Annotated in this window: 12 protein-coding genes; 1 reads left to right on the top strand and 11 read right to left on the bottom strand. The window is 28.8% G+C overall.

Annotation, left to right across the window (positions count from 1 at the left end):
- Positions 1-10 precede the first annotated feature (10 nt).
- Genes hypB through TY07_RS01480 form a run of 4 tightly spaced genes read right to left on the bottom strand, consistent with a single transcriptional unit; the run spans position 11 to position 2,484 of the window.
- Positions 11-655: a hydrogenase nickel incorporation protein HypB gene (gene hypB, locus TY07_RS01465; protein WP_042394265.1), complete on the bottom strand. Its 645-nt coding sequence runs from the start codon at positions 653-655 to the stop codon at positions 11-13.
- A 1-nt stretch (position 656) separates the two neighbouring features.
- Entirely contained in the window at positions 657-998 is a 342-nt protein-coding gene (gene hypA / locus TY07_RS01470) for a hydrogenase maturation nickel metallochaperone HypA (protein WP_042394268.1), read from the bottom strand.
- A gap of 10 nt (positions 999-1,008) precedes the next feature.
- The gene (locus tag TY07_RS01475) at positions 1,009-2,091 is read right to left on the bottom strand and encodes a hydrogenase large subunit (protein ID WP_042394270.1); all 1,083 of its coding nucleotides are present in this window, start codon (positions 2,089-2,091) and stop codon (positions 1,009-1,011) included.
- 15 nt (positions 2,092-2,106) lie between these two features.
- Entirely contained in the window at positions 2,107-2,484 is a 378-nt protein-coding gene (locus tag TY07_RS01480) for an NADH-quinone oxidoreductase subunit C (protein ID WP_042394272.1), read from the bottom strand.
- A gap of 249 nt (positions 2,485-2,733) precedes the next feature.
- Between TY07_RS01480 and TY07_RS01485 the strand changes: the two genes are divergently transcribed.
- Positions 2,734-3,150 carry a hypothetical protein gene (locus TY07_RS01485; RefSeq protein WP_042394273.1) on the top strand — a complete coding sequence of 139 codons (417 nt, stop codon included), beginning with the start codon at positions 2,734-2,736 and terminating at the stop codon, positions 3,148-3,150.
- 74 nt (positions 3,151-3,224) lie between these two features.
- Here the strand turns inward: TY07_RS01485 and TY07_RS01490 are convergent, their stop codons facing one another.
- The 7 genes from TY07_RS01490 to thrC form a co-directional block, all read right to left on the bottom strand.
- Positions 3,225-6,869, bottom strand: a complete 3,645-nt coding sequence (locus tag TY07_RS01490; RefSeq protein WP_042394276.1) for an efflux RND transporter permease subunit — start codon at positions 6,867-6,869, stop codon at positions 3,225-3,227.
- Positions 6,870-6,953: 84 nt separating this feature from the next.
- Complete coding sequence (locus TY07_RS17115) at positions 6,954-7,514, bottom strand: coiled-coil domain-containing protein (protein WP_052330573.1); 561 nt, start codon at positions 7,512-7,514, stop codon at positions 6,954-6,956.
- 261 nt (positions 7,515-7,775) lie between these two features.
- Positions 7,776-8,933 (bottom strand): tRNA uracil 4-sulfurtransferase ThiI, encoded by a 1,158-nt coding sequence (thiI, locus tag TY07_RS01500; RefSeq protein WP_042394278.1) that lies wholly within the window; start codon positions 8,931-8,933, stop codon positions 7,776-7,778.
- Entirely contained in the window at positions 8,930-10,072 is a 1,143-nt protein-coding gene (locus TY07_RS01505) for a cysteine desulfurase family protein (RefSeq protein ID WP_042394282.1), read from the bottom strand. The genes thiI and TY07_RS01505 overlap by 4 nt, the downstream gene beginning before the upstream one ends.
- 179 nt (positions 10,073-10,251) lie before the next feature.
- Entirely contained in the window at positions 10,252-10,689 is a 438-nt protein-coding gene (locus TY07_RS01510) for an ACT domain-containing protein (protein WP_042394286.1), read from the bottom strand.
- A gap of 2 nt (positions 10,690-10,691) precedes the next feature.
- The gene (thrB, locus tag TY07_RS01515) at positions 10,692-11,591 is read right to left on the bottom strand and encodes a homoserine kinase (RefSeq protein ID WP_042394289.1); all 900 of its coding nucleotides are present in this window, start codon (positions 11,589-11,591) and stop codon (positions 10,692-10,694) included.
- Positions 11,584-13,053 carry a threonine synthase gene (gene thrC / locus TY07_RS01520; protein WP_042394292.1) on the bottom strand — a complete coding sequence of 490 codons (1,470 nt, stop codon included), beginning with the start codon at positions 13,051-13,053 and terminating at the stop codon, positions 11,584-11,586. The genes thrB and thrC overlap by 8 nt, the downstream gene beginning before the upstream one ends.
- Between the last annotated feature and the right edge of the window lie 53 nt (positions 13,054-13,106).

The following is a 13,106-nucleotide window of genomic DNA, read 5'->3' on the forward strand; positions in this document are numbered from 1 at the left end:
ACCTTCTATATTATATTTTTCTAACTAACCACTCTACGAAAGCTTTTGCTTCACCTTTCTCTAATGAGTTTATTTTAAATATCTGTGAATTAGGATTTCTTAATAATGTCTGATTCCTAACTTCATCTTCATTAAAGTTAAAATATTTTATCATATCATATTTTGTAAGTACTAAGGCATCTGCTTTTGAAAACATTAATGGATACTTTACAACTTTATCATCACCTTCTGGAATACTTAATAATGCAACCTTTAATACCTCCCCAATCTCAAATTCTGCTGGACATACCAAATTCCCTATATTTTCAACTATTATTAAATCTAATTCATTTAAATCAAATTTATTAATAATATTCTTTATTGACATAGCTTCAATATGACAAGCCCCTTGGGTGTTTAATTGAACAACAGGGATTCCTTCATCTTGAATTCTTTTTGCATCTATAGTTCCTTCAATATCCCCTTCAATAACGGCAACTCTTACATCTTTCTTTTTAAGTTCATTAATCAAGTTTAATATAAATGTTGTTTTTCCTGCTCCTGGAGACCCCATAATATTAATCATTTTTACATTGTTATCATTAAGTGTTTTTTGAACTTCCTTGTGACAATCTTCATTCCATTCTAAAATTTGTCTTACAACTTTTATTTCCATATTAATCAACCTCCATTGTATCCAAATAAAACTCTCTTCCCTTTGTAATTTCATATTGCAAACCCTTGCACTTAGGACATTTATAGTCATTCTTACCTATAATGCCTTTATACCCACATTCATTACATTCAATTTCTACTGGTATTTTTTCAACATTAATTTCTGTATTTTCAGCTATTGTTCCTCTTGCTACAATATTAAAGTAGTATGATATACAATCTGGAACTAAGTCTGTTAGCTCTCCAACCTTAATATTTATTTTATTAATCTTTTCAATTTTATGTTTTTCTCCTTCTTCCAGGCATATCTTAAGTAACCCCTTAGTTACAGCTAATTCATGCATATTTTTTCTCCTATCTATCTAAACATGAGAAACATGGATCTATACTTGCAACTATTAACCCTGCATCTGCAATCGTATTATTTTTTAACATAACCGGTACTGTCATTGAATTTTTAAATGTTGGTACATGAATATTAACTCTTCCATTTGTTTGCCCACCGTTTGTTACTACATAATAAGTTACCTCACCCCTTGGGGCTTCAGTAACACTCATATATTCACCTGCTGGCACCTTAGGTATTTTGTTTCCTAAATTAATAGGGCCTTCAGGCATTTTATTTAAAGCTTGTTCAATAATTTTTAAACTTTCTTCAATTTCAATTAACCTTACTACAGCCCTCGAAAATACATCTCCACCATTTGCTAATGCTACATTAAATTCAAAATCTTCATAAGAGTTATATGGCATAGTTTTTCTTACATCAAAATTAACTCCAGATGCTCTTCCATGTGGGCCACATGCCCCATAATTTAAAGCATCATCTTTTGATAAAACTCCAACGCCTTTAGTTCTAGCAGCTATACTTGAATCTTTCGCATATACATTATAGATATTCTTATATTCTTTTCTTAATTCAGCTATAATCTTTATTAATGTTTGTTTTTGATCTCCATCTATGTCTCTACGAGATCCACCAATAATATTCATAGCATAGTTGACTCTATTACCACTTATAACCTCTAGCATATCCATAATTTTTTCTCTTGACGCAAAACACATCATAAATAATGAATCAAATGCAATTATATGTGCAGCTAATCCCAACCATAAATAATGTGAATGTAACCTTTCAAGTTCACTCATAATAACACGAATATATTGACCTCTCTTAGGCACTTCCATACCTGCAATATCTTCTATAGCTAAACAATAAGTCATTGCATGTGAATGAGAGCAAATTCCACATACTCTTTCAACTAGCGTAATTGTTTGAATAAAATTTCTTGTTTCCGTTAATTTTTCTATTCCTCTATGGTTATAACCTATGAATACCTCAGAATCCTTTATAAGTTCTCCTTCAGTAAGAAGCTTAACATGAACTGGCTCTTCTAAAGCTGGATGATAAGGACCTAATGGCAAAATATAACTCATCCCTTCTTCCCCCTCTTATTTATCTTTTAATTTTTTTAATTCATTTAATGGCATTATTAATATTTGCCCCTCATCTTCTTTAAATTCTTCAGGCAAGAACAATCTTCCACTAAATATTAATCCTTCAAATTTTAATGGCATCATTTCTTGAATCTCTTCTTCAAACCACTGTGCACCTTTATATATATTAGTCACAGTTGGTAATATAGTCTCACCTTTAATGTGATAATGTTTCCTAAAATTATCATATTCAAGCGTATACACTACAATATTATTTTTATCTTTATCTACGTATCCATTTATAGCTACTAATCTTCCCTGCTTTTCTCTAACATCTTTTACTTTTGAGATAATTTCTTCTTTATTAATCTCTTCTATTGTAATTTTATTCATAAGACACCTCCCCTTGTCTAAAGTAATATTTTTATATTTTTGCATAATTATTACATATGCTTACCTTATATTATACAAGAGTTTACCTCTTATTTTAATATCATATTCATGTGTTTTAAATTTTATTTTATATTATCTTTCTTTGAATTATTAATTCTATTTTTTGTTTTATATCTATAATTTTTATGCTATAATGACAATATAATTATTGTTAACATAGTATAATTTATAATAAAAGGAGTTTTTGCAATGGGTTTCAAAGATAAAATGACAAAATACTACTCTGATGCATATATGAATAAATATGGAGATAGAATGACAAGTGTATCTGGTACAGTTTTATCAGTTAAAACTGAAACTAAGAGCTTTCTTGGTATTTTTAATAGATTACATGTTTGGCTAGTTGTTAAATCTGATGCTGGTAAGCAAATAGCTAAATGTGAATATAAAAGAAATAGATGGTTTAAAAAGCCAGAATTTATTGACATAAACCAAGGTCACAAAATAATTGTTATGGGTATTAAGGGTGAAAAAGGTAAAGCAAATTCTGAAGTTGTTATAGCTTCAAACATCGCTAACTTAACTACTAGAAAAGACCTTCATCCATTTGACCATAGTCAAATAAAAAAAGCAAGACAACAAGCTACTAAAATGAGAACTAGATAATCAAAAAGAGTCGAATATACGACTCTTTTTTTTATTTCTTATAATATTTCTTTTTAGCCTTTACACTGATAAAACTAAATTGATTCCTCAATTATTATTGGTTTCAACTCTCTTCTGTGTAAAATATCATACATAATTGGAACTATAAATAAAGTTAAAACAGTAGCATAAGTTAACCCACCAATTGTAACTATAGCCATTGGCTGAATCATATCTGCTCCCATTCCAATTCCCATAGCTAAGGTAGATAATCCTAAAATAGTTGTTAATGCAGTCATTAATATTGGTCTAATTCTTGCTTTTCCAGCTTCAATTAATGCCTCCTTCTTTTTCATCCCACCTAATCTCAACTGATTTACATAATCTACAAAAACAATACCATTATTAACAACTATTCCTGCAAGCATTAAAAAACCTAATATTGAAATCATATTTAATTCAAATCCTGTAATAATTAATGCTAAAAATCCTCCTGTAAATGCAAGTGGAATAGTAAATAGTACTATAAATGGTGATAGTAAAGACTGAAATTGTGCTACCATAATTAAATATATAAATACTATGGCCATTGCAATCATAAGTATTAAATCCCCAAAAGCTTGTTTCATTGAATCACTTTCTCCACCAATTTCAATAGTATACCCTTCAGGCAATTCATATTTATCTATTTCTTTTTCTACAGCTTTACTCACATTTCCTACATTATGTTCTGCATCAATAGCTGCACTTACAGTAATAGCTCTAGTTTGATTAATATGATTAATTGAAGATAATCCATTTTCTTCACTAATTGTTGCAATTTCACTTAATGCAATTTTTTCTTCATTGCCATTCTTAGTTCCTTTAATTTCAAGATCCTTAATATTATCTCTTTTCAAAGTATTATTACTATCTTTTGCTATTATTACTGGATAATCACTAGAATTTATACTTAATGAAGTTGAAGTTGTTTCTAATGATATCTCTTGCGCTACAGCCTGATAAACTTGTGCTACCGTTAATCCATATTCCATAGCTTTATTTTTATCAACAGTTATCCTTGTTTCTAAAGAGGTATCTTCTTGTCCATTAGATACTTCAATTGTACCATCTACTTTACTAATTATATCTGCTATATCATTAGCTATTTCTTTAATCTTATCTAAATCATCACCTTCAACAGAAAGACTTATTCCAGATCCCCCCAAAGCAGACATATCCATAGTTGAAGTAGTTACATTAATTTCACAATTTAAATCTTTTGTTTTATCTTCAATTAATTTCCCAACCTCTTTGCTTGATAGTTTTTTATCATCTTTTAAAATTACATAAAGTGAAATTGATTTACTATCTCCTCCACCCATTAAGCTCATAGAACTTGAATTTTGCATTGCCCCTATAGTATCAACATCATCAATTTCAGAAATCCTATCAATAATTGTATTACTCATCTCTCTTAAATCAGTAGTTTTTGTATCATTATCCATAGTCATACTAACAGAAATTTGAGTACTATCCATTTCAGGCATAAGAGAACTTCCTCGTGATATTGAAATTACTGTACTACTAACAAGTAATACAACAACCAAAATTAGAAATATTGGCTTATATCTTAATGCAAATTTAAGTGCTTTACTATATATTTTTATAAATTTATTAAAAAATTTGTGCTCTTTTTCCACTGTTGTTTTAAGCATCGTAGATGACATAGTAGGTACTAATGTTAATGCTACAATTAAGCTGGCTATTAACGAATATGCTATAGTTAATCCCATATCAGTAAATAACTGCCTAGATATACCTTCAGTAAATACTATAGGTAAAAATACACAAATGGTAGTTAATGTTGATGCTAAAATTGCTCCTGCAACTTGAGTTGATCCCTTAACAGCTGCTTGAATTGCTGGCATACCTTCATTTCTTAATCTATATATGTTTTCTATAACAACAATACTGTTATCAACTAACATACCAACACCTAATGCTAAACCAGCTAATGATATAACATTCATTGTTACACCGCTAAAATACATCATTACTAATGCAAATAATAAACTTATTGGAATACTAAAAGCAATAATTATTGTTGGTTTTATATTTCTTAAAAACAGTAATAATATAATTATTGCTAATATACCACCTAAAATTAAATTGCTTAATACAGAATGAATAACGATATTAATATATATTCCTTGGTCTTCTAGTGCTGTAATATGCATATCCTGATTATTTTTTTGTAATTCCTCTATTGTATCATTAATTTTATTGGATACTTCTGATGTAGAGTAGGTGCTTTGCTTTTGAAAAGATAATATTATTCCATCATTGCCATTTATCTTAGCATACATTTCATCCGAGTTATCTGTATATGAAACTTCAGCAATATCCTTTAAATATATATCTCCTACTCCTTCAACATCAATATTAAATAATAAAAGATTTTCTAACTCCTCTAATGAAGTTAATTCATCTCCTACTTTAACCAAATATTTTTCTTCATCTTCTTGAATGTATCCTGCTGGCATTGAAAAATTTTCTGCCTTTAGAATATTTGATATAGTTGATGCCGAAAGTGCTTCTCCTATACCTGCATTCTTATATACTTCATCCCTTGAAGCTTCGAATTCTTTTATGCTTTTGTTTAGTTCTGCTTCACTATTTGTAAGTTGTGCAGAAGCTTTACTTAATTCTTGATTTAAAGTTAACTTACCTAATTCTAGTTCTTTTTCCTTATCAGCTAATCCTGTAAGTTGTGTTTCTAATTCACCCTTTTTAGTAGTAATCTCTGAAATTCCTGAATTAATTGCCTCTAACCCACTAGTTAATTCATTTAGTAATTCTTGCTCCTTTTCAGATATTTCAATTCCTACTCCTTGTTGTGATTCTAAGAACTTGTCCAACAAGTTCTTTTTCTGTTCTATATCAGCCTTTTGATTTTCTAAATCATTTTGAGCTAATAATAAGCTATTAATTGCTTCAATTAATTGTGTTTTACCACTTTCTAAAGCTGCACTTGCTTCTGCAAGCTGTGCTGTTTGCTCTTTTCCCTGAGTTTCTAACTGATTCTTTCCTGATTCTAATTGATTCTTTGCATCATCTAATTGTGCTTTTCCTTCTGCTAACTTTTCATCAACACTAGCAAGCACCTTATTATTAATTGAATCAATTTTTTCTTGATTTAATTGGATCTTTATTTTTTCTTCCACTAACCCTGTTGAATTTACTGACGCTACCCCATCAATTTTTTCAAAGGCCGGAATAACTGTTTCATTTACAATCTTAGTTACTTCCTTTGTATCTAATCCATTAACATCTATGCTTGCAACCATTATAGGTAACATATCTGGATTCATCTTCATTACCATAGGTGATTGAACATCATCATCAAACTGAGCTTGAGCTAAGTCAATGTAACTATTCATTTCAATTAAGATACTATCCATATTAACACTTTGTTCAAACTCTAAAATTATAATACTTGAATTTTCACTAGAAATACTATTTATATTCTTAACTCCACTTGTTGTTGCAAGTGATTGTTCTAGTGGCTTAGTAACTGCAAGTTCTACCTTTTCAGGGCTTGCCCCTGGATATGTTGTCATAACAACAACATATGGTAAGTCCATACTCGGCAATAAATCGGTAGTCATTTTTGTAAATGATATTACGCCTAGTAATACAACTAATATTACTGAAACGAAAACTGTAAATGGTTTTTTAACACTAAATTTTGAAAGCATTATTACCCTCCTATTATTGGCATATTAAGTTAATTTTAACTTTACAGCACAATAATTTCAAGGAAGTTACTAATTTATAACTATTTATTTACAATTTTCACATTTGAAATCTTTTCCACTTTCGTTTACTGTTCCACTATTAATTATTTTACTTCTAGCTAAAGTTCTACATGTACTCTTAGAATGATATGTTTTTCCATTAGGTGTCCAATATACAATCTCTTCTTGATTTAATAAATTATCATTATTTTCATCTATTAAATCAAGTATGTTGCTTTCTTCACTTTCTACGCAAGTTTTCTCTTCACCTTTTTCGTTAATTTCTACATTTATTTCATCATGCTCAATTTCTTTTACTTTTATTTCATTTTCTTGTGCTTCTATTTGACTTTCTTTTAAATCATTCTCATTTTCTATTAATATACTATTATGTAAATTATCTTTCTCTTTATTAATATGTCTTTCTTTAATACTTTCTTCTCTATTATCTATCTTACTATCTTTATCTTTATTTTTATCTTCTTTAAAAATTCCTAAAGGTAAAAACTTTACTACCTGTACTTTAAAACTTCCTCTTAAAATTTCATTTCCATACATAACTATAACAATTAGTACTATTACTAAAAATATTATAAATACAGCCATATACTTTTCTCCTAACATAATTATCTTATAAACTCTACTTCGACATTAAATAAAATTATTCTCTCTTATTATTATATAAAATATATAATACTTTTAAATAGTTTTTTCTTTCTTTTATATATAAATCTTTTAATATCTACTAAAAATTAAAAGAACTACCCTACAGTAGTTCTTTTAATTTTATTAATGTATTCTTCTCACGATTTTATAAATGACTATATTTTTCATTATAATTAAAGGTTTATATGCACATATGCCAAACTAAAATACCACTAATTCAGTTCCTTCAATTGCCTTATTAACCATTTCTTCTACATCAAGAACAGATTCAGCTTTTCTCATAGCTTCTAACTGTGGCTTAGTTTTAGGATGTTTTGGAACAAATATTGTACAACAATCTTCATATGGTAATATTGAAGTATCATATGTACCTATTTCCTTGGCAATATCCATTATATCTCCTTTATCCATGGCAATTAATGGTCTAAATACAGGTCTATCAGCGCAATCAGTACTAACTATTAAACCTTCCATAGTTTGACTTGCTACTTGCCCAATACTTTCTCCACTTGAAATTGATTGTACTCCATACTTTTCAGCTAAAGTACATGCACATCTCATCATGAATCTTCTCATTAATATAGTTAATTCATCTTGTCTGCATTTTTCCATTATATCTAATTGGATTTCTGTAAATGGAACTATGTATAAATTAACTCTTTCTGTATAATTTGAAAGTATTTTAGCTAATTCCTTAACCTTATCCTTGGCTCTCTCTGAAGTATATGGATGACTGTGATAATATACACAATTTAACTCTACTCCTCTTCTAGCCATTAAATATCCAGCTACTGGAGAATCAATCCCACCTGATAGCATTAACATAGTGCTACCATTCATTCCATATGGTAATCCCCCAACACCTTTTATTTTATCTTTGCTTGTAAATACATATGCCTTTTCTCTTATTTCTATATTTACTAAACATTCAGGGTTTTTAACATCTACATCTAAACCTTCACCAAAGTGATGAAGTACATAGCCACCAACATCTCTTGATGTTTCAATAGAGTTTAATTGGAACTTTTTATTTGCTCTATTAGTTTCAATTTTAAATGTTTTAGGATTAGCTTCCTTAACTTTTTTTAATGCTTCTTCTTTAATGGCAGTTAAATCTCTTTCTACTTGAGTAACTATACAAACTTCTGCAACACCAAATACTTTTCTTACTCTTTCTACTGCTGCTTCTATATCATCAGCTTTTATAAAGCCTCTACCTTGATCTGTTACAAATTCAAATTGTAATCCTGAAAGCTTTTTTTCTATATTTTCCTTTAACTTTCTTTCAAATTTCCCTCTATTTAATCCTTTTAAAAATATTTCTGAAGCATACTTCACTAAAATTAACTTATTATTCATCTTTTTACTCTCCTTAAAAACATTAATGACTTTTTCAAAACATTAATTGTATAATCTACTTCTTCTTTTGTATTTTCATATGAGAAAGAAAACCTAATAGCTGATTCCACTTCTTTGTTAGTTAACCCTAGAGCCTTTATTACGTAACTTCCATGAGCCGCACTAGTTTTAGACGTGCATGCTGATCCGGTTGCTACAAAAATATTTTCCTCTTCTAATAAATGCAATAACACTTCAGCTCTAACTCCTAAAAATGAAACATTTAAAATATAAGGGCTATAGCCATCAATCTTGCTATTTATTCTAATATCCTTAATTTCTTCTAATCTTTCAATAAAATATTTTTTTAACTCTAAAGTTTTATCGTATCTTTCATCCATATTCTCAAAAGTAATTTTAGAAGCCTTTTCAAATCCTATTATTGCTGGTAAGTTTTCTGTTCCTGCTCTATAACCTTTTTCCTGTCCACCACCAGAAATTAAAGAATTTAATACAATGCCTTTTTTTATATAAACAAATCCTGCACCCTTTGGTCCATGAATTTTATGCGCTGCTGTTGTTAAAAAATCAATTTTAGCTTTATTAACATCAATAGGTAATTTTCCATAAGCTTGAACTGCATCTACATGAAATTTAGCTCTTGAACTTCTTTCTTTAATTAAATTTCCTATTGCTTCAAGATCTTGAACAACACCTATCTCATTATTAACATGCATAATTGATACTAAAACTGTATCTTTATTAATAGCTTCTTCTAAATCTTCTAATGAAATTCTTCCTTCACTATCAACATCTAAATATGTAATTTTAACACCTTTCTCTTCTAGATATTTACACGTACTAATTATTGAATGATGCTCAAAAGCAGTCGTTATTAGATGATGACCTGGTTTTAATAAACCTTTTAATATAAGGTTATTACCTTCACTTCCACCAGAGGTAAAGTAAATTTCATCTTTATTGCATTTAATGGTAGATGCAAAATACTCTCTAGCTTCATTTAATCGCTTTTCACATTTCATTCCAATTTTATGTAATGATGATGGATTGCCAAAGTACTCTTTCATACCTTTGCTTACTTCATCTATAACTTCATCATAAGGCATAGTAGTAGCACTATTATCAAAATATACATTCATTGACAATCACTCCTTTCTTTTAGTATTTACATCATAAGTTAAGTTTAACAGTTTATAAATTGAAGTTACAACTTTCACATTAGAAAAAGTTGTTTCATATTAATTTTACATTCTATCAAAATAAACCTCTTAGGTCAATCTAATATTCAGAATGACCTAAGAGGCTATTATATTATATTTTATTCCATAGCTATAAATTCTACTCTATCTACATATTCTAGACTTTTTAAATCTTCTAGCATTTCACTTAATTCAATTTTCATTGATGATATATCAATAGTTAAACTTAAATTAGCTAAATTATTAATTGGAATACCTTGATCAATTGTTAGTATATTTCCATCATGCTCTGAAATAAAGTTAAGTATATTTGAAAGAACTCCCTTTTGATGCCCAATTATCATATTAAAAGTTGCCTTTCTCCCATTAGACATTTGAGAAAACTCAAACACATAATCCTTATACTTATAATAAACACTTCTGCTTATTCCAGCTAACTTAGTAGCTTCAGTTACTTCTTTTACCTTACCTTCTTGTAAGATTTTTTTTGTTGTAATCACTTTTTCATATACTTCTGGCAAAACCTTTTTATCAATAACTAAATAGTCTCCGTTCATGCTTATTCACCCTTCAAAATTTTTGCCCCATTTTTATCAATCATTAATTCTTTGATATCCCAATTAAAATTATTTTCTTTAATAAACTTTGAAATTTCATTTACAAAACTTAAATCATTTTTATCTACTATTGACATTAAAGTTGGACCTGCACCACTTAAAAAGCATGCAAAAGCTCCTAACTCTATGACCTTATTATAAATCTCATCAAAATTCTCGATAAGTCTGCTTCTATATTGTTCATGAATCCTGTCCTTAGTTGCTTCTCTTAATAAAGAATATTTCCCATTTGAAAATGCAGATATTAATAAGGCAGCCCTTCCTATATTATAAACACAATCTTTAAATGGAATTTCTTTAGGCAATATTGCCCTTGCTTTCTCTGTTAAAAGTTTAACCCTTGGAACTAATGCAATAAACTTAATACCTTCTTTAATTTCTATACAATTATATAATGGCTTATTACTCTCTGTCATTACTGTAGAAACTAGTCCTCCAAAGATAGCTGGACACACATTATCTGGATGACCCTCAATATCAACTGCTAAACTTAATATTTCGTCTTTATTTATCTCTTTTCCCATTAATGCAAAAGCCCCTATTAATCCTGCTACTATACAACTTGAACTAGAACCTAACCCCCTAGATATTGGGATATCCTGTCTTATTATTTTAATCCCTAATCCTTTAAATTTAAAGTTATATTTATCAAAAACTTTTTTAATAGCCATATAAATTATGTTATCTTCATTTTGGAATTCTTCTTCAACACCTTCAAAAAACAATCCATTTTCATCTTTTAGTGAAAATTCATATTCATTATATATGCTTAAGGAGATTCCCAGCGAATCAAAACCTGGCCCCAAATTGGCTGATGTCGCTGGTACTATTACCCTAATCATTTTTACTCTCCTTTAAAAATTCAAGTAAAATATCTTTCATTTTTTCCTTATCACATACATTATTATGAAGAATTTTTTTATTATTTAATCCTACTAGATTCTTAGGAATTTCAATATTAGTATACTCATTTAATAACTTTAATATTTCAAAATCATCTTTGTTACTAACATCTAATTCTAAGGCATTACAAATACTTCTTGGGAATTTATAAGGACTTGCAGTAGATGCTATCAATGCTTGTCTATTATCCCCAGTTTCTTTTCTATACTTATTAAAAACTACATATCCAACTGCAGTATGTGTATCCATAAGGTATTTTTTATTATTATAAACATTCTTAATTGCTTCATACACTTCATCTGTATTTGCATAATTTCCATAAAAATCACTTAAAAATGCTTTACTTTCACTTGAAATTGAATAAACTCCTTTTTCATTCAATTCATCCATAAGCTTTTTAGTTTTTTTAGCATCTCTATTATTTGCTTCAAATATTAATCTTTCCAAATTTGAAGATACTAAAATATCCATTGATGGAGATTCTGTTAATATTAACTCTCTTCTTCTATCATATAGCCCTGTATTTAAGAAATCTGTTAATACATTATTTTCATTAGATGAACATATTAACTTACCTATAGGTAGCCCCATTTTTTTACCATAATAAGCTGCTAATATGTTTCCGAAGTTTCCTGTTGGAACTACTATATTTATTTCATCGCCCTCTTTTATTTTTTGCTTATTGACTAAATCAAAGTAACCATAAAAGTAATACACTATTTGTGGTACTAGCCTTCCAATATTAATTGAATTAGCTGAAGATAATAAAAAGCCCCTATTTTTTAATTCTTCTCTAAATTCAACATCCCCAAATATTTTCTTAACTCCACTTTGCGCGTTATCAAAATTGCCCCTAATTCCGATTACCTTAACGTTATTACCTTCTTGAGTTACCATTTGTTTTTCTTGAATTGCACTTACGCCATTTTCTGGATAGTAAACCACAACTTTAAAACCATCAACATTACTAAATCCCTGTAATGCTGCTTTTCCTGTATCACCTGAAGTTGCAGTTAATATTACTATTTCTTCTTTAATATTATTTAATTTCTTTGCTTCCTTCATTATTTGTGGTAAAAAAAGAAGTGCTGCATCCTTAAAGGCAGATGTTGGTCCATGATACAACTCTAAAAAATCATTTTCTTCTCTTACTGAGAATTTACCATTATAAGCTCTGTCTATAGCCCCTTTTAAATTTTCTTCTCCTATGTCTCCAAAAAATTCTTTTATAACTTCATATGCTAGCTCAATATAAGAAAGCCCCATTTTCTTTTTTAGCCTGTCATATACCTCTGGAAATTCATTTGGAACATATAATCCACCATCATTCGCAATACCCTTTATAATTGCTTCCGAGGATGAAATTGCTCCCTCCTCTCCTCTTGTACTTATAAAATTCATTTTTGCACCCCCTACTTTTTTATTTATGTACTCACCCTTTATTTCCATTTTAA

The organism is Clostridium saudiense (genome assembly GCF_000577815.1).
Lineage (GTDB): Bacteria > Bacillota > Clostridia > Clostridiales > Clostridiaceae > Clostridium > Clostridium saudiense.

Excerpts from the sequence above, each read along its gene's own strand:
- hypA (WP_042394268.1), bottom strand. The coding sequence starts at position 998 with ATGCATGAATTAGCTGTAACTAAGGGGTTACTTAAGATATGCCTGGAA.
- TY07_RS01505 (WP_042394282.1), bottom strand. The coding sequence starts at position 10,072 with ATGAATGTATATTTTGATAATAGTGCTACTACTATGCCTTATGATGAA.
- TY07_RS01490 (WP_042394276.1), bottom strand. The coding sequence starts at position 6,869 with ATGCTTTCAAAATTTAGTGTTAAAAAACCATTTACAGTTTTCGTTTCA.
- thrB (WP_042394289.1), bottom strand. The coding sequence starts at position 11,591 with ATGATTAGGGTAATAGTACCAGCGACATCAGCCAATTTGGGGCCAGGT.
- hypB (WP_042394265.1), bottom strand. The coding sequence starts at position 655 with ATGGAAATAAAAGTTGTAAGACAAATTTTAGAATGGAATGAAGATTGT.
- TY07_RS01475 (WP_042394270.1), bottom strand. The coding sequence starts at position 2,091 with ATGAGTTATATTTTGCCATTAGGTCCTTATCATCCAGCTTTAGAAGAG.
- TY07_RS01480 (WP_042394272.1), bottom strand. The coding sequence starts at position 2,484 with ATGAATAAAATTACAATAGAAGAGATTAATAAAGAAGAAATTATCTCA.
- TY07_RS17115 (WP_052330573.1), bottom strand. The coding sequence starts at position 7,514 with ATGGCTGTATTTATAATATTTTTAGTAATAGTACTAATTGTTATAGTT.
- TY07_RS01485 (WP_042394273.1), top strand. The coding sequence starts at position 2,734 with ATGGGTTTCAAAGATAAAATGACAAAATACTACTCTGATGCATATATG.
- thrC (WP_042394292.1), bottom strand. The coding sequence starts at position 13,053 with ATGAATTTTATAAGTACAAGAGGAGAGGAGGGAGCAATTTCATCCTCG.
- TY07_RS01510 (WP_042394286.1), bottom strand. The coding sequence starts at position 10,689 with ATGAACGGAGACTATTTAGTTATTGATAAAAAGGTTTTGCCAGAAGTA.
- thiI (WP_042394278.1), bottom strand. The coding sequence starts at position 8,933 with ATGAATAATAAGTTAATTTTAGTGAAGTATGCTTCAGAAATATTTTTA.